The organism is Bacillus sp. EKM208B (assembly GCF_011800725.1).
In the GTDB taxonomy this organism is placed as follows: domain Bacteria; phylum Bacillota; class Bacilli; order Bacillales; family Bacillaceae; genus Bacillus; species Bacillus velezensis.
On the sequence record NZ_JAANHO010000007.1, the window covers coordinates 85,868 to 102,504 of the forward strand.

The window sequence follows — 16,637 nt, forward strand, 5'->3', positions numbered from 1 at the left end:
TCTCGGTCCCCCTCTGAGTCGACAGCCGTACGGCCGAGTGATAAAATATGAACGTTATTCGCGAAAGACTGCATCCGCATCGTTTAACACTTCACGGCAGGGCCTCTCTTTCACACGGCGCCGCCTGTTTGGAGGACTTTTTTTGAAGATAACAGGAAACAAACAAAACCGCATGTCTTACAAGAAAAAGCTGTTTTACGTGATAACAGCGCTCTGTTTTATCAGCTCGCTCATTTTCGTCACTCACAACGCTTCTTTTTATGAGCGCCCGATTGCCAAAGTGACGAAAACAACATTGGAACATCAGTCTGACGTACAAGACATGCATAAAAACAAAGATAAGATTTTCAATCAGACGATCACTGCCAGACTTGAAAACGGCAGTCAGAAAGGACAGCTCATTCATTTGTCCAATCAGTATTCATCATCCGGAGCGAACGATCAGAAATATTCGATTGGCGATGAAGTATTCGTTTCTATTGATAAAGGGAAACCATCAAACAAAGATATATCGGGAAGCATTATAGATAAAAAACGGGATAAACAGCTTTTGCTGATCGCTTGGGTTTTCATCTTCACCTTGCTTATCGTCGGCAAAAAACAAGGCTTCTTTTCGATCGTCAGCCTGATGTTTAACGCCGTTTTACTGTCGTTTGCATTAGATTTGTACAGGAAGCATCCTAATATAGGGTTAATTTTCATCTGCGGTATCTGTATTCTCATCTTTACTGTCATCTCATTGCTGCTTGTCAGCGGTTTTCACGCGAAAACATACGCCGCCATTGCCGCGACACTCGCAGGCACTTTCGTTTCCCTGCTGATTACGTATCTGGTAATGCTGGCAACCGGAGAGAAAGGTCTCAGATATGAGGAAATGCAGTATTTAACCCGCCCTTATCACACGGTGTTTATGGCCGGGGTATTTATCGGATCACTGGGAGCGGTCATGGATGTAGCCATTACCATGACGTCATCTGTCTTCGGATTATATGAAGAAAACAAGGGTATCTCATTACAAGCTCTCAGACGTTCCGGGATGGAGATCGGAAAAGACATCATGGGGGCGATGACCAATATTCTGTTTTTTGCTTATATAAGCGGCTCTATTCCGATGATGCTTTTGTATTTGAAAAATGATTCCCCGATAGGATTCACTCTTTCTATGAACATTTCCTTGGAAATAGCCAGAGCATTGGCCGGAGGGATCGGAATCGTATTAGCCATACCCGCCAGTCTGTATGCTTCTATCTTTTTTATTAAACGAAAGAAGGCAAGCTCATGAATGTCATCGTAATTCTCGCGGCGATTTTATTTCTATTAATGGTCATCATCGGCGGAAAAAAAGGAGCGAGGTCTTTTATTGCGTTATTCTTAAATTTCGGAGTTCTCTTTCTCACCATCATTTTCATGACAGACCCGCATATCAATCCGATTGTTTTAACATTGCTCTCTTCCGCCGTGATCTGCAGCATTACTCTTTTTTATATTAATGGAGGAAACGTCAAAACCGTAACCGCCTTTATTTCTGCAATGCTGACGATTGTACTGCTGCTGTTTTTTATTATGTCCGTAACAAAACATACTTCGATTCAGGGATTCGGTGAAGAAGAATTGGGTGATATCGGCATATTCACACTGTTTGTCGGGGTGGATTTTGTGAAGGTTACCGCAGCCATGATCATCATGGGCACGATTGGGGCGATTACCGATGTCGCGATTTCCATTACTTCACCCATGCGGGAAATTTACAGTCATAATCCGTCCATGAGCAGAAAAGATCTGTACACATTCGGATTAAGCATCGGGAGAGATATTTTAGGAACGAATACGAATACGTTATTCTTTGCTTTTTTCGGCAGCTATTTGGCTTTAATTATCTGGTTTAAAGACTTATCATACTCAGCTGAAAAAATAGTGAACTCAAAAGTATTCAGTGCGGAAGCCGTCACCATTCTTTGTGCCGGAATCGGGATCGGCATCATCATTCCCGTTACGTCCTGGATCACCGCCTGTTTTTTAGCAAAACCAAATAAACGTTAAAAGCTGCCGGGACACGCCCGGCAGCTTTTTTTATTTTATACCCACTTTACAACGTCTTTTGAGGCAGATCTTGTTTTCGGGCGCGGGTCTCTGACACGGTAGCCGAATGCGGCCATAACAGAGATGTCGAAACTTCCGTTTTCCAGAAGCCCTTCTTCTTCAAGAATCCGGTGAATTTCTTTGTAGTTGAAGCCTTCTACAGGGCAGGAGTCGATTCCGATCTGCGCAGCGGCTGTCATCATATTGCCGAGGGCGATGTAAGTCTGTTTGGATGCCCAGTCAAACAGTGCGCGATCTGATTCAAGCAGATTGAAATCATTTTTCTGGAAGTCTTCCGTTTTGCTGATATAGCCTTCATACATATCTTCCGGCATTTTTTTGACTTCCCGCAAGTGATTTTTGACATAGTCGGCGTCAAAACGGATATCCTTTGCCGTCCGGGCAAGCAGAAGTACGAAATGGCTTGCGGTCGGCAGCTGCTTTTGCGCGCCCCATGTGAACTCGCGGAGTTTTTCACGAAGCTCCGGATTTTGAACGACGACAAATTTCCAAGGCTCCAAACCGAGTGAGCTTGGGGATAATCTTCCCGTTTCTAAAATGAATTCAAAATCGCTTTCTGAAATTTTTTTCTCAGGATCAAATTCCTTTGTGGCGTGTCTGAATTGATACGCTTCGATGATCTGCTGTTTTTTATCTGACATTCATGATCTCTCCTTTTCAATCGTTATGTACTATTGTAGCCATTATTTTTGAAAGTACCAGTACGCACATTTTTGTTGGATAGTATTCATTTTGATACTGACAAAAAAAACGGCTGCCGCGGCAGTCCGTTTTTATTTTTCTCTTCTCGCAAAGTCGACGAAACGGAATTTATCGAGCCTGTGCCGGCTTTCCGTGTACTGAAAGAGGCTGGTATCCTCCAAAAAGACGCGGTTTTTCACGACCGCCATATGGCTGAATCCGCCGAGATCCAAATACTTCCGGTCCTCTTCCCCCGCCGGCTCCACGACAATTTCCTTTTGCGCGTAGCTGATGGACAAGCCGAGCTCTCCTTCGAGATACTCATAGATCGAATCTTCACAAATCGCCTTCGTCAATAGAGGCACGTGTTTTTTCACAAAGTAATCCTTGTCCAAAATAATATGTTCTCCGTCAATCCGTCTTGATCTGACGACTTCCCACACCTTTTCATCCGCTTCTGTACCAAGCTCTTTTGCGGCTTCTGAGGGAGGCAGGATCAGCCCGAGACGGTGAACCATCGTTCTCGTCTCTTTTCCGAGCGTTTCCGAAAGCTCTTTGAAGCTGATCAGGCCTGAGACGGGAAAACGCATTTTTTCTCTATCTAATATGACGGAGCCTTTGCCTTTGATTTTCTGGATGTAGCCGTTTTGCGCCAGCATATTGAGCGCTTTGCGGACGGTTTCTCGTGATGTGCCGTATTGATCGCACAAATCATTTTCAGACGGAAGAACGTCTTCAGCCTTCCGCTGGCCGCTTTCGATCTGCCGCACCATATCTTTATAGATTGTGATGTATTTATTCACTTTCATTTGACCACCCAGATTAGTGTATCACGCTTTTGTCAGATGATAAACGATCGATTCATACGGACGGAGCGTCAATCGTTCCGGCCGCCCTTCCCTCGGTTCATCATTCGTCAGCAGCACCGTAAACCGCCAGCCGTCCGTGTCTTTAAGCGGAACCGTAAAGTCAGCTTCTTTCCCGTAGAAGTTGTTGATGCACAGCAGTTTTTCATCCTTGCCGTGTCTGACGTACGCCAGAACCGCCGGATCGTCTTCAGCAAGCAGCTCAAACGTTCCTTCAGTCACGATGTCATATTCCTTTCTGAGCTTGATGAGCTTCTGATAATGGTAGAAAATTGAATCCGGGTCCCGCAAAGCCGCTTCCGCGTTAATGTCCCGATAATCATCCGCCGCCGGAATCCAAGGCGTTCCCGTCGTGAAACCGCCGTGCGGCCCGCTGTTCCACTGAATGGGGGTTCTTGCATTGTCTCTTGATTTCTCTTTTAAAATGGCGATAATGTCATTTTCGGGCACGCCTTCTTCCTTCATCTTTTTGTACATGTTCAATGATTCGACATCGCGGTATGAGCCGATGTCATCGAATTTCGGATTGCCCATGCCGATCTCCTCACCTTGATAAATGTAAGGCGTGCCCTGCATCATATGAATGGCCGACGCCAGCATTTTGGCTGATTTCGTCCGGTATACGCCGTCGTCTCCGTATCTGGATACGGCCCGCGGCTGGTCATGGTTGCACCAGAATAATGCATTCCAGCCTCCGCCTTTTTGCATCTCCGTCTGCCAAAACGCTAAAATCCGTTTCAGCTTCAGAAAATCAAACGGAGCGAGCGCCCATTTTTCACCATTCGGATAATCCACTTTTAAATGATGAAAGTTAAAGGTCATATCGAGTTCTTTATTCTCAGGGTTTGTGTACCGGATGCAGTGGTCCGCCGTTGTCGAGGACATTTCACCGACCGTCATGCTGTCATATTTCGAAAACACTTCCCGGTTCATCTCATGGAGAAATTCGTGCACGCGCGGCCCGTCCGTATAATAAGGGCGCCCGTCACGCCCATCCTCGGCATCAGGAAACGATTGGTCTTTAGAAATGAGGTTGATCACATCCAGCCGGAAGCCGTCGATCCCTTTTCGGAACCAAAAATGCATCATGTCGTAAACCTGTTTTCTCATCTCTTCATTTTCCCAGTTCAAATCGGCCTGCGACACATCAAATAAATGCAGATAGTGCTGGCCTGACACCGGGTCGAGCTCCCAAGCGGAACCGCCGAATTTTGATTCCCAGTTGTTCGGCGCCCGGCCGTCTTCCTTTCCGTCTTTCCAAATGTAAAAATCCCGATACGGACTGTCGGGTGACGAGACCGCTTCTTTGAACCACCGATGCTCGACTGATGTATGGTTTACGACAAGATCCATGACGACCTTGATTCCTCTTTTGTGCGCTTCATCGAGAAGGCGTTCAAAATCCTCCATCGTTCCGTATTCTTCATAAATGGTGCAGTAATCGCGAATGTCATAACCGTTGTCATTCTGCGGCGAATCGTAAATCGGCGTAAGCCAAATGACATCAATCAAAAGCTTCTGCAAATAATCAAGCTTCTCGATAATACCGTTCAGATCACCGATCCCGTTTCCCGTCGTATCATTAAAGCTCTTCGGATAAATTTGATATACTGCTGCCTTTTTCCACCATGATGTGCTGTCTGTTTTCATTTTTCTTCACCGCCTGTAATGTTTTGAATTGAAAGGGAAAAGGGACAGCCTGATAGAAGGCGCCCCGCAGGTTTTCTATTTTTGCCGTTTCAGCCGCGCATACCCGTATGTTCCCGCAAACGGGAGAATCAGCACGATCAGCATTCCGATCGCAAACGGACCCCAGTACTGACTCATAATGGAGAAGATCCCCGGCACGCCGCCGACTCCGACCGAGCTTGCGAGAACGCCTTTGACGGAGATGAACATCCCCGCGATTCCCGAGCTGATCATGGCGATCACAAACGGAAATTTGTAACGCAGATTCACGCCGAAAATCGCCGGCTCGGTAATGCCCAAATATGCGGAAATGCCGGCCGTCAGTGAAAGCCCCCGCTGTTTTTTATCTTTTGTAATCAGCATCATGGCCAAAGCCGCCGATCCTTGAGCGATATTTGACAATGCGAGCATCGGCCATAAAAATGTGCCGCCGAGCTTTGAGCCGATTAATTGAAGATCGACCGCGAGAAACGTATGGTGCATCCCCGTGATCACAAGCGCCGAATACAGCCCTCCGTACAGCAGGCCTCCGATGGCGGAGAATTGGCCGAAAACGGCAATCAATCCCGCCGTCAGCGCGTTACCGATCGCAAAGGTAATCGGACCGATGATGACAAAGGATAGAAAACCGATGACCAAAAGCGTCACCGGCGCGACGACCAACAGCTGAATGCCCTCCGGCGTCCGTTTCGTCAAAAAGAGCTCAAGCCTGGCAAGTAAATAAGACGCCAGCAGAATCGGAAGCACCTGACCTTGATACCCGACTTTCTGCACCTCAAGGCCGAACAGGTTCCACACCGGAATATCGCCGCTCTGCTCGGCAGCCCCGTAGCCCCATGCGTTTAACAGATCAGGATGCACCAGCATCAGCCCGAGCACGATGCCCAAAAGCGGGCTTCCTCCGAACCGCTTCACTGCCGACCAGCCGATTAAAGCCGGCAGAAAAGCGAAAGCCGTCCCCGCGATCAGATTAATCATATTGGCGAGATCCGCCCATTGCGGATATACTTGGACAATCGATTTGGCGCTATAGAAAATGCCTTCCGCCGTTAAAATGTTGTTCAGACCCATTAACAGCCCGGCCGTGACGATCGCCGGCAAGATCGGAATAAAGATGTCCGCAAGCGTTTTCACAGCACGCTGTAAAGGATTCATTTTTTGCGCTGCCGCCTTCTTCACGTCATCTTTGGACGCTTCACCCATCCCCGTTTCCTTCACTAATTCCGCATATACTTTGTTGACCGTCCCCTGCCCGATCACGACTTGAAACTGCCCGTTTACTGCAAAAGATCCTTTGACAATGTCTATTGCATCAAGCATTTTTTGGTTTACTTTGGTTTCATCTATTAACGCAAACCGCAAACGCGTCACACAATGAGTCGCCGCCTCAATATTTTCGATTCCGCCGACAGCTTCAGCGATCTGCCGCGCAGCCCGGTTAAACTCACCCATGCCAACCCCTCCGTAACCGTTTTCATTTCGTCTTGCAAACTTGTATATACATGTTTATGACTCTATTGTAATGATGTATATACATGTCGTCAATCTATTTTTATAGCGCTTTCATCACAAATATACTGCGAAAGACCCTGAAACAAAAAAAGCCCCGCCGGAACCGGGCCTTGACTTCTTGTTTTATCGGGAACATGTCCGGGCGGAATTCACAACAGGAGCACAAAAAGCATACAGTACTGTACAACTAAGTTAAAGAGGTGTGAAGAGATGCCATCCACTGTTATCAACCTGTACTATTTGAAGATTAACAGTATTTCTGGCAACGGATCTATTACGATTGGGGAAGCGGCATACAACAGTCCCACCACAAATAACAAATCACAAGGACTGAACTCTTCATTCGGCGATACGTCACCTATAGAATCGATGATGGAGAACTTGTTAAATGATCCTGATGTCAACGACCAGACAGCCATCGGAACCGCAGATACCGCAAATATTACGCCGGTGCCGCCCATTATAGATTAAAGGGGTTTTTATGAATGCCTTACCAAATTAACGTCGTCAATATAAAAGTAAACGGAGCAACGCAAAACGGAAACGTCGATATCGGTCAGACCGTACAAAACAGCCACACCGCCAACAGCAAATTTGTCGGCGCGAACTTTTCTTTAGGGGATTTTTCGCCGGCCGCCGGATGTTTGAATTCGGGCCATCTTGACCCTGACGTGAGCGACCAAGATCAGATCGCCAACCCGTCAATGCCGATCGCAAATCAAATATAGGGAGGTTCTGCCGAAGTGGATATCGAAAAAATGAGAAAGTGGCTTGAGATTACGAACGAGCACAAGCCCAGCGACTTTTGGACCAATGTCCTGAAACGGAAATCTCCCGAAGATTTTTTCTCCTTACAAAAAAACACCCTGACTTATGATATTTATCAGGATGAACAGCACACATTTGTCATTGTGGAAATGCCCGGCGTTTACGAAGAAGAATTGACATTGAGGCTGCTGTCAAGAACACGGCTGCATATAAGAGGAAACATCACACCCCTTTTTCCAAAGAACATGGGCGTCTGCCAAAACCGGTATTACGGGGAAATCGATGAGACGATTGAGCTTCCTGAACCGGCTGAGCCCCACCTGTTACAGGCGCAGTGCGTAAACGGCCTGCTCCACATTTCCTACCCGCGCCTTATGGAGCACATTCCTTTTCAGAAAAAAATCTAAAGAGCCGGCTTACGGGCGGCCCAGCCGTCTGTACACTTTCTCCTTATAATGAGAAGATGCGGGTTTTGAGAACATGGCTTTCTCCTCCGTCAGTTTATCGAGTCTGACTTGTTTTTCCGTCCGTTTGTTCCGCAGGTGATCCCGCTCCTGTTCATTGCGGCACTTGGAGATCAAATAATCGAGCGTCATCAGCTCTTTCTTCAGCGCGCCCTCATCCTCGGCGATCCCGGCGTTTTTTAATATCCGGTAGCCCATTCTGAGCGATTCCGGAAGATGTGCGGCATCGTCTTTGGGCAGGGGCTTTCCCATTCCTTTGATGCCGGCGAATTCTCCATCCTTAATGGCGCGCTTGATTTTATCTTCAGCCACGATATGGGCAATATCCATCACTGTTCACCTCTTTTTTCAATAGAACCGGGTGTGATCATGCGGAAACACAAATCCCAGTTTGTGCCATTTGTGTTTTTTAAAGCTGTCATTCAACAGATCAACCCCCGTTGCGACAGCGTTTTTCGCCCTTTTTCCGATGAGCCTTTTCCACCTTTTCTATTTGCTGGTTTCATGGTATATTGATTACGTTCGTTTTTTCTATCGTTCCGTGTAAACCGTGATCGGAAAAAAGGAGTGTAACAATGAAAACATTTATAAAAGAAAGAGGACTTGCCTTCTTCTTGATAGCGGTCGTGTTATTGTGGGTGAAAACATATGTCGCTTATATTTTAAACTTTAACCTCGGCATAGACAACACGATCCAGAAAATATTGCTTTTTGTGAATCCGCTGAGCTCCAGCTTGTTCTTTCTTGGATTTGGGCTTCTTTTCAAGAAAAAATTACAGCAGACAGCCATTATTGTGATTCATTTTTTATTGTCTTTTTTGCTTTTTGCAAACATCGTCTATTATAGATTCTTTAATGATTTCATTACCATCCCGGTCATGATGCAGGCAAAGACAAACGGCGGCCAGCTCGGAGACAGCGCGTTCTCGTTAATGAGATGGACAGACGCCTTCTACTTCCTGGATACCGTCATTTTGATTATTTTGGCCCTTAAGATGAAAAAACCGGCTGAAAAACCGGCGAAGAAATCATTCAGAATCGTTTTGGCTTCCGCCGTGCTTGTGTTCCTGATCAACCTCGCCGTCGCGGAATCCGATCGTCCTGAGCTTTTGACACGCTCATTTGACCGAAACTATCTGGTGAAATACTTGGGCACGTACAACTTTACGATTTACGATGCCGTGCAGAATGTGAAATCAAACAGCCAGCGCGCGCTTGCCGATTCAAGCGATGTAACGGATGTGGAAAACTATATGAAGGCCAACTATGACGTGCCGAACAACGTCTACTTCGGAAAAGCCGAAGGAAAAAACGTCATCTACGTCTCATTAGAGTCTCTGCAATCCTTTATCATTGACTATAAAATTAACGGCAAGGAAGTGACGCCGTTTTTAAACAAACTGGCGCACGATAATCAAACATTCTACTTTGATAACTTTTTCCACCAAACGGGACAAGGTAAAACATCTGATGCGGAATTTATGATGGAGAACTCTCTGTACCCGCTTTCGCAAGGTTCGGTTTTCGTCAATAAAGCGCAAAACACGCTGCAGTCCGTTCCTGCGATCCTAAAAGGCAAAAAGTACACGTCTGCCGCTTTCCACGGAAATACGCAGACTTTCTGGAACCGTAACGAAATGTACAAAGCGGAAGGCATCGATAAGTTTTTCGATTCCGCTTATTATGACATGAGCGAAGAAAACACGAAAAACTACGGCATGAAAGACAAACCGTATTTCAAAGAATCCATGCCGCTCTTAAAGAGCCTGCCGCAGCCGTTCTATACGAAGTTCATTACGCTGTCCAACCACTTCCCGTTCGGAATGGATAAAGAAGACACGGACTTCCCGGCGGGAGACTTTGGCGATTCAGTCGTCAATAATTACTTCCAGTCCGCGAACTATCTGGATGAATCAATCGAACAGTTCTTTAATGACTTGAAAAAAGACGGCCTGTACGATAAGTCGATTATCGTGATGTACGGAGACCACTACGGCATCTCCGAAAACCATAATAAAGCGATGGCGAAAGTGCTCGGCAAAGATGAGATCACAGAATACGACAATGCCCAGCTTCAGCGGGTGCCGCTCTTTATCCACGCTCCCGGCGTGAAAGGCGGCCGCAATCATAAATTTGCCGGTGAAGTCGATGTTGCGCCGACCGTTCTTCATCTGCTCGGCGTCGATACGAAAGATTATCTCATGTCAGGTTCAGATATCTTATCGAAAGAGCACAGAGAAGTCATTCCGTTCCGTAACGGAGACTTCATCTCACCGAACTATACGAAAGTGTCCGGCAAGTATTACGATACGAAAACCGGAAGACTTTTAGATGATTCAGAAGTCGACAAAAAAGAAGACTCTCTCGTCAAGACTGAGCTTGAAATGTCTGATAAGATCATCAACGGCGATCTGCTTCGTTTCTATCAGCCGAAAGGCTTTAAGAAAGTGGACCCTTCACAATTCGATTATACGAAGCGTGAAGATTCCTCAGCAGATGATCAAAAAGAATAAACAAAAGCCAGATCATATCAATGATCTGGCTTTTTTATGTTCAGCTCCCGGCGGCGGCCATAGAGCGCTTTTGCAGGCTGTCGGAAAGAACTGAATAAGCGACGACTTTCTTTTTCTGCTGTTTGACGACATCTACATGATCTTCGTAGCTGTATACAAACACCGTCACATCTTTTTTTCCTTTTCTCGTCTTAATGACAAGCGGATCGGCTCCGTTTTGCGGATGAAGATAACGCTCTTCATCCCCTGGGTATATATAATGCCGTTCGATAAACACGGCATCGTTAAAATCATCAATCACCCGGCGTTTGTCTTCGCCTTCCAGACGTTTTCCGCCGAGGGAAACGGCAGCGGACGCGTCACTGAGCTTTGAATGGGTTTCAAACTTGCGGAGAATCCATTCCACCGCTCCGGTAGGAAGGCATGTCAGCAAAATCTTAATCAGGCTTATGACAACAATTGAAACAACTGCAATCCATGTCACCTTACATCATCTCCATACTTGTTCTACATGAATCTTAACATAGAAGAAAACATTGTTTTTTGTACATTATGTGAAACTTGATATATGTTCAAAAAAAATCCGGATCACATAGGTGATCCGGATTTTTCAAGTCTGCTTCTGGTCATCACGGCTGACGGCCTCTCTCAGCTCTTCCGCGACAAATTCGACGTTCGGCCCGATAATGACCTGCGCCGTTTTATTCCCCGTTTTGATAACCCCTTTTGCTCCCGCTTTTTTAAGCGCCGCCTCATTAATGAGAGACGTATCCTGCACGGTCAGCCTGAGGCGGGTCGCACAGTGATCAATCGTTTCGAGGTTTTGCCTGCCGCCGAGCCCCTTGAGCATGGCATGTTCTTCGACGGAACCGGCCGTATCTTCACTAAGCACTTCTTCCTCTTCCTCATCATCTTCCCGTCCCGGCGTTTTCAAGTTTAACGTTTTGATGAGCATATAGAATACGACAAAATAGATCACCGCATAACAAAGCCCGACAACGAGCAGCAAAAGCGGTTTTTCGGCAATGCCGTAGCTGAGGAGATAATCGATCGCCCCCGCCGAGAATGAAAAACCTGACCTGATTCCGAGAACATTTACGATAAATAAAGAGAACCCGGTTAATATAGCATGAACCCCGTACAAAAGCGGTGATAAAAACATAAATGCAAATTCAATCGGCTCTGTAATTCCGGTAATAAATGCCGTCAGCGCGAGACCGATCATCATTCCGGCCGTCGCTTTGCGCTTACTTGGCTTAGCCGCGGCAATCATTGCCAGACATGCGGCCGGAAGCCCGAACATCATAATCGGGAAGAATCCCGTCATATAAGTTCCCGCCGTCGGATCCTTCGCAAAGAAGCGGGCCAGATCTCCCGTTTTTCCGTGAAAATCGCCAAACTGGAACCAAAAAATATTATTCAGCACATGATGAAGACCGAATGGAATCAAAAGCCGGTTAAAAATCCCGTAAATCCCGGCGCCGATCCCGCCAAGCCCGATCATCCATTCCCCGAAGGACGTAATCACCGACTGAATCGGCGGCCACACAAATCCGAAGATCCCCGCCAAAATAATGGTAATCAGCGCCGTTACAATCGGAACGAGCCTGCGCCCGCTGAAAAACCCGAGATATTCGGGCAGCTTCGTATCCTTAAAGCGATTATACGTGTATCCCGCAATTAACCCCGCGATAATCCCTCCGAAAACGGCCATATTATTTGTCGAATTGATTGATTTTACAGCCGCGTCCAGCATGATATAAGAAATTGCTCCCGACAGAGCGGCGGCCCCGTTGCTGTCTTTGGAAATCCCGATCGCGATTCCGATCGCGAAAATCAGCGGCAGATGATCAAATACCGCGGTCCCCGCCGCGTAAATGAACGGAATATTTAATAAGTCCTCTCTGCCGATGGCCAAAATAATACCAACGGCGGGCAGAACGGCAATCGGAAGCATAAATGATTTTCCGAGTTTTTGCAAAAATTGAAGCATTTTACCCATCCCCCTTCTTTTTTCTTAAATATACCACATAAGTTATCTAGTGATCTATACCAATTTTCCTTCATTTATTCACATAAGGCTTGTTGGTTTTCTATTTATAAACCAGTTGTGGTAAGCTTGAATCAGATGATTAAAAATAGAAAGCGGGAATGACAATGATTGTAACGAACGATCAAGAATTAGAAGGCCTGAAAAAAATCGGCAGAATCGTCGCGCTGGCGCGTGAAGAAATGAAGAAAAAAGCCGAGCCCGGCATGAGCACGAAAGATCTTGACCTGATCGGAAAGGCGGTGCTTGACGAGCACGGAGCCGCTTCCGCTCCGGAGAAGGAATACGATTTCCCGGGCGTGACATGCATCAGCGTAAATGACGAAGTCGCTCACGGCATTCCGAGCGCCTCTAAAATCTTAAAAGCCGGGGATCTTGTAAATATCGATATTTCGGCGGAGTTCGGCGGTTTTTATTCCGATACGGGCATTTCATTTGTACTCGGAGAAGGCGATGAACGTCTGCAAAAGCTTTGTAACTGCGCAGCATCCGCATTTCAGAAAGGATTGGATCAGGCAAAAGCCGGCAAACGCCAAAACCAGATCGGCAGAGCCGTCTACCATGAAGCCCGCTCCAACGGATTTACCGTCATTAAAACGCTGACGGGCCACGGAATCGGCAGAAACCTCCATGAAGCGCCGAACCACATCATGAATTACTACGATCCGTTTGATAACGCGCTTCTTAAAAACGGAACCGTGATCGCGCTTGAGCCGTTTATTTCCACGAAAGCGGAAACGATTGTTGAAACGGGAGACGGCTGGACGTATAAAACGCCGGATAAAAGCCTTGTCGCCCAAGTGGAACACACCATCGTGATCACAAAAGACAAACCGATTATTTTAACTGCATTGTAATGTTTCATCTCCCTCCCAAACAGGTATACAACAACTAACCCGAAGGAGGGAGACGCATGAAAAAAGATAAAGAAAAAATCAAAATCGAAAACGAAATACACGCCATGCACGGCGTAACGAAACAGCAGATTTTAGAGGATTTCGAGGAATTTAAGGCGTACCTTCATCAGAAAATTTCCGCCGGAAAAAAACTGGGTCTGGATGACAGCAAAATCATCAAAAGCGCCGCCATCCTCGGGGACTATCTCGCCAAACACGAGGAGCCCCGCAATGCGGAAGAAAAACTCTTACAAGAGCTGTGGGACATTGCGGATGACAATGAAAAACAGCATTTGGCCCAGCTTCTCGTCAAACTTGCCGGACACTGATACAGTGCCCGGCTTTTTTATGCCCCGTTATAAGAGTTGTGCTACACTGGACATATGTCTGTGAAAGGAGCCATTTTTCAACATGTGGTTTATTATCTTCGGGTTTATTTTCTTTATTGAAAGCATCATTCTCACCGTTTACGGGGTGAAGAAAAAGAAGGGGATGCTGATTTATTTCGGCGTCGTTTTCGGAATCATGACACTCGGAACGGTGCTGTTAAAATTAACCGGCCATTAAGCATGAAAAGACCGCCCTTTACATATATATGTAAGAAAGCTTTACATCTCTGAATCGAAAGTCTCAGTTTTTGCGTTATCCCTTTTCAGCGTCTTTTTATAGATGTTACAATGCCAAAAGTTTGGCAAAAACTGAAGAAACCTCCCCAGCGGGAGAACGGAGAAAGGAGTTTTCTGACATGCATTATGGCAGTAAAGGCTGGTATGTAGAAGAGTTAAAGAAAAAAGGAATTACCCACTATGAAGGAAGAAAGCTTCAAAGCTTCAAAAAGTACTTCCTTGCCAATCTGCTGGAAACAAAAAAACAAGCATAACGTAAATCAGCCGTGCTGTCAGTGCAGCACGGCTTTTTTTCTATACATTCCTGAGCCTGTCCCTTTTTTTAAGGAAGGACTCCCTCCAGCTTTCTGACAGCGCTTCTTCCCGCAGTATTTCTTCAATCGCTGACAGATTGCCGGAATCACGATATTTCACTTCATTCGCATACCAGACGGAAATGCTTTCTTTTCCTCTCGACAGACGCTTGAGGACGGGGCGCGGATCGACATATCCTTCTTCAAGCACCCTGAAATAAAAGCCGGTAAATCCCGTCTGCTGTACACGGAGCACCATATCTTTGATGCCATATTTGAGCGCGAGTTTGACGCAGGGCTGGCGCGGCTGGCTTACTTGAACGACGGCTTCCCCCAGCTGAAAGACGTCTCCGATCCACACGTCTTGTTCGGCCAGTCCTTTGACCGTTACATTCTCCCCGAACGCGGCGGCGGGAAGTTTTCTCGCGAGCGTTGTTTCCCAATATGAATAATGCTCGGCGGGATACACGCACACCGCTTTATCGGGGCCTCCGTGATTCTTCAGATCAGCCTGCCCGTCCCCGTCAAAATGGGTTTTATACAGCATGACGGGAGAATCAGCGGGCCGCTTTATGATGCCGGAATTGATTTGTCGGCCGGCAAATTCATGAATTGCGGGCTTTCCGAGATTGATAGATAAGACAGAATAGTCTTGCGTCACCTCGTTCACATCCTTTGCGAAATATCCTATCTTTCCTTTATCATAGTAAGAAAAAGGTGGTTTTTCCATGCTTCAATATCATATGATGGCAGACGGCCGGGTTCAGGGCGTAGGTTTTCGCTACTTCGTCCAGATGGAAGCCGACAGACATAAGATAGCCGGCTGGGTAAAAAACCGTGATGACGGCCGGGTGGAAATCCTTGCCGAAGGCCCTGAAGAGTCGTTAAAACAATTTGCCGAAGCGGTCAGAAAAGGCAGCCCCTTCTCAAATGTCACAGGCGTAACCATCGAAGAATCACACCGGCTGAAAGGGTACCGCACTTTTACCATCAGTTACTGATAAGGCTTGTCCTGATAATAATAATTCGGCTTCACAATCGTATTGTCATATGATTTATGGAAAATGTGGGTGGAAGCCGGCGAGATCGGCGGAATCAGCCAGGTCCAGTCACCCGTCAGCTTTCTGCCCGCGTCTTGTTCCTGTTCTTCAAAGCGTTTAAATTGATTCGCCGCCGTATGGTGATCGACAATGCTGACACCGTGTTTTTTGTATGAATAGAGCACTGCCTTATTCAGTTCCACCAGCACCTGATCTTTCCACAGGTCGGTATTCAGGCTGGCGGAAATCCCCATGACCGCAGCGGCTTTTTTGAGCATATCATACCGTTTTTCGTCAGCAAGGTTCCTTGCGCCGATTTCGGTTCCCATATACCATCCGTTAAAAGGCGCCGCGTTGTACGACAGTCCGCCGATTTCAAGCCTCATATCGGCGATAATCGGAACCCCGTACCATCTGAGATTTAAATCGGCAAACTCTTCAATATCCGGATGGGTGATCGGCACTTCTTTCACGAGCGTCTGAGGCAGGTCATACCAGACCGGCTGCCCGTCCCCTTTCATCCGAAAAAGCAGCGGCAGAATATCAAAATCGGTCCGCTTCCCGCGCCAGCCGAGTTTTTCGCAGACAGCCGTCAGCTCATATGATGCCGGATCACCGACTCTTCCTTTTTCAGTCTCATACCCCGCATAGCGGATAAGCTGGTGATTCCAGATCTCCACTTGTTTCTCCCCATTCTTCTCAGGAGGGAAAATCGTAATTGTCGGTTTAATTTTTCCGCCGTTCGTGGCGATTTCAATATGTTCAAATAATGCGTCGCGCACCTCTTCTTTCGTGTTCACACCGCGCCGGTCAATGACGTTCAGCGATTGCCAGAACAGACGCCCGATACAGCGGTTGCTGTTGCGCCACGCCATTTTCGCCCCGTGTTCAAGCTCTTCCGCCGTATGGACGTAACTTCCCGTCCGCTCTATCTCATCTTTTATCGCGTGTAGTCGCGCGTTGATTTGCGATTCCATTCCGAGTTCCTGATAGCAGACATCAATAAAATCCTTCGCCTCATCCCAAAGTATTTCCGTATGTTTCAAAAAACTCTCTCCTTCAATTTACATCTGTTTCCCATTGTATCGTTTTTAGGAGTGAACACAATGGTTTTTTTGTATCATACTGGAAACTGCAAA

General features: G+C 46.7%; 20 protein-coding genes. 11 read left to right on the forward strand and 9 right to left on the reverse strand.

Annotated elements, in window-relative coordinates:
- Positions 1-142: 142 nt before the first annotated feature.
- Complete coding sequence (locus G9F75_RS13795; protein ID WP_100261648.1) at positions 143-1,282, forward strand: YibE/F family protein; 1,140 nt, start codon at positions 143-145, stop codon at positions 1,280-1,282.
- Positions 1,279-2,040, forward strand: coding sequence for a YibE/F family protein (locus G9F75_RS13800; protein WP_007408500.1), 762 nt, complete (start codon positions 1,279-1,281; stop codon positions 2,038-2,040). Before G9F75_RS13795 ends, G9F75_RS13800 begins: the two co-directional genes overlap by 4 nt.
- Positions 2,041-2,075: 35 nt before the next feature.
- Here G9F75_RS13800 and G9F75_RS13805 read toward each other — a convergent pair whose 3' ends face one another.
- The 4 genes from G9F75_RS13805 to treP all read right to left on the reverse strand — a co-directional run bounded on the left by G9F75_RS13805 (position 2,076) and on the right by treP (position 6,788).
- Positions 2,076-2,741 (reverse strand): NAD(P)H-dependent oxidoreductase, encoded by a 666-nt coding sequence (locus G9F75_RS13805; RefSeq protein ID WP_029974056.1) that lies wholly within the window; start codon positions 2,739-2,741, stop codon positions 2,076-2,078.
- Positions 2,742-2,873: 132 nt separating this feature from the next.
- The gene (treR, locus tag G9F75_RS13810) at positions 2,874-3,590 is read right to left on the reverse strand and encodes a trehalose operon repressor (RefSeq protein ID WP_014417188.1); all 717 of its coding nucleotides are present in this window, start codon (positions 3,588-3,590) and stop codon (positions 2,874-2,876) included.
- A 21-nt stretch (positions 3,591-3,611) separates the two neighbouring features.
- Complete coding sequence (gene treC, locus G9F75_RS13815; protein WP_167409163.1) at positions 3,612-5,297, reverse strand: alpha,alpha-phosphotrehalase; 1,686 nt, start codon at positions 5,295-5,297, stop codon at positions 3,612-3,614.
- A gap of 75 nt (positions 5,298-5,372) precedes the next feature.
- A complete protein-coding gene (gene treP / locus G9F75_RS13820; protein WP_021493878.1) occupies positions 5,373-6,788 on the reverse strand; it encodes a PTS system trehalose-specific EIIBC component in 1,416 nt (471 codons plus the stop codon).
- 270 nt (positions 6,789-7,058) lie between these two features.
- Between treP and G9F75_RS13825 the strand changes: the two genes are divergently transcribed.
- The 3 genes from G9F75_RS13825 to G9F75_RS13835 are packed head-to-tail and all read left to right on the forward strand — an operon-like array spanning position 7,059 to position 8,023.
- Positions 7,059-7,319: a spore germination protein gene (locus G9F75_RS13825; RefSeq protein WP_007408496.1), complete on the forward strand. Its 261-nt coding sequence runs from the start codon at positions 7,059-7,061 to the stop codon at positions 7,317-7,319.
- Between the two features lie 14 nt (positions 7,320-7,333).
- Complete coding sequence (locus tag G9F75_RS13830) at positions 7,334-7,576, forward strand: spore germination protein (protein WP_003155595.1); 243 nt, start codon at positions 7,334-7,336, stop codon at positions 7,574-7,576.
- 15 nt (positions 7,577-7,591) lie between these two features.
- Positions 7,592-8,023 carry an Hsp20/alpha crystallin family protein gene (locus tag G9F75_RS13835; protein WP_003155596.1) on the forward strand — a complete coding sequence of 144 codons (432 nt, stop codon included), beginning with the start codon at positions 7,592-7,594 and terminating at the stop codon, positions 8,021-8,023.
- Positions 8,024-8,032: 9 nt separating this feature from the next.
- Here the strand turns inward: G9F75_RS13835 and G9F75_RS13840 are convergent, their stop codons facing one another.
- Positions 8,033-8,410, reverse strand: coding sequence for a DnaJ family domain-containing protein (locus G9F75_RS13840; protein WP_014417184.1), 378 nt, complete (start codon positions 8,408-8,410; stop codon positions 8,033-8,035).
- Between the two features lie 245 nt (positions 8,411-8,655).
- On the opposite strand from G9F75_RS13840, the gene ltaS reads away from it, so the two are divergent.
- On the forward strand, positions 8,656-10,593 hold the full coding sequence (ltaS, locus tag G9F75_RS13845; protein ID WP_017419102.1) for a lipoteichoic acid synthase: 1,938 nt from the start codon (positions 8,656-8,658) through the stop codon (positions 10,591-10,593).
- Positions 10,594-10,633: 40 nt separating this feature from the next.
- Here the strand turns inward: ltaS and G9F75_RS13850 are convergent, their stop codons facing one another.
- Both G9F75_RS13850 and nagE read right to left on the reverse strand, forming a co-directional pair.
- The gene (locus tag G9F75_RS13850; protein WP_017419101.1) at positions 10,634-11,077 is read right to left on the reverse strand and encodes a YfmQ family protein; all 444 of its coding nucleotides are present in this window, start codon (positions 11,075-11,077) and stop codon (positions 10,634-10,636) included.
- Positions 11,078-11,203: 126 nt separating this feature from the next.
- Positions 11,204-12,586 carry an N-acetylglucosamine-specific PTS transporter subunit IIBC gene (gene nagE / locus G9F75_RS13855; RefSeq protein WP_017419100.1) on the reverse strand — a complete coding sequence of 461 codons (1,383 nt, stop codon included), beginning with the start codon at positions 12,584-12,586 and terminating at the stop codon, positions 11,204-11,206.
- Positions 12,587-12,750: 164 nt separating this feature from the next.
- Here nagE and map point away from each other — a divergent pair, with 164 nt between their 5' ends.
- The 4 genes from map (at position 12,751) to G9F75_RS13875 (ending at position 14,419) form a co-directional block, all read left to right on the forward strand.
- Complete coding sequence (gene map / locus G9F75_RS13860; RefSeq protein WP_014417181.1) at positions 12,751-13,500, forward strand: type I methionyl aminopeptidase; 750 nt, start codon at positions 12,751-12,753, stop codon at positions 13,498-13,500.
- Positions 13,501-13,556: 56 nt separating this feature from the next.
- A complete protein-coding gene (locus G9F75_RS13865) occupies positions 13,557-13,868 on the forward strand; it encodes a DUF3243 domain-containing protein (RefSeq protein ID WP_003155607.1) in 312 nt (103 codons plus the stop codon).
- An 82-nt stretch (positions 13,869-13,950) separates the two neighbouring features.
- Positions 13,951-14,106: a hypothetical protein gene (locus G9F75_RS13870; protein WP_003155608.1), complete on the forward strand. Its 156-nt coding sequence runs from the start codon at positions 13,951-13,953 to the stop codon at positions 14,104-14,106.
- A gap of 178 nt (positions 14,107-14,284) precedes the next feature.
- Positions 14,285-14,419 (forward strand): YflJ family protein, encoded by a 135-nt coding sequence (locus G9F75_RS13875; RefSeq protein ID WP_003155609.1) that lies wholly within the window; start codon positions 14,285-14,287, stop codon positions 14,417-14,419.
- 40 nt (positions 14,420-14,459) lie between these two features.
- Here G9F75_RS13875 and G9F75_RS13880 read toward each other — a convergent pair whose 3' ends face one another.
- Positions 14,460-15,119, reverse strand: a complete 660-nt coding sequence (locus G9F75_RS13880) for an MOSC domain-containing protein (protein ID WP_014417179.1) — start codon at positions 15,117-15,119, stop codon at positions 14,460-14,462.
- Positions 15,120-15,186: 67 nt separating this feature from the next.
- Between G9F75_RS13880 and G9F75_RS13885 the strand changes: the two genes are divergently transcribed.
- Entirely contained in the window at positions 15,187-15,459 is a 273-nt protein-coding gene (locus tag G9F75_RS13885; protein WP_167409164.1) for an acylphosphatase, read from the forward strand.
- Here G9F75_RS13885 and nosA read toward each other — a convergent pair.
- Entirely contained in the window at positions 15,453-16,544 is a 1,092-nt protein-coding gene (gene nosA / locus G9F75_RS13890; RefSeq protein WP_029974070.1) for a nitric oxide synthase, read from the reverse strand. The two genes, G9F75_RS13885 and nosA, sit on opposite strands and share 7 nt — an antisense overlap.
- Positions 16,545-16,637 lie beyond the last annotated feature (93 nt).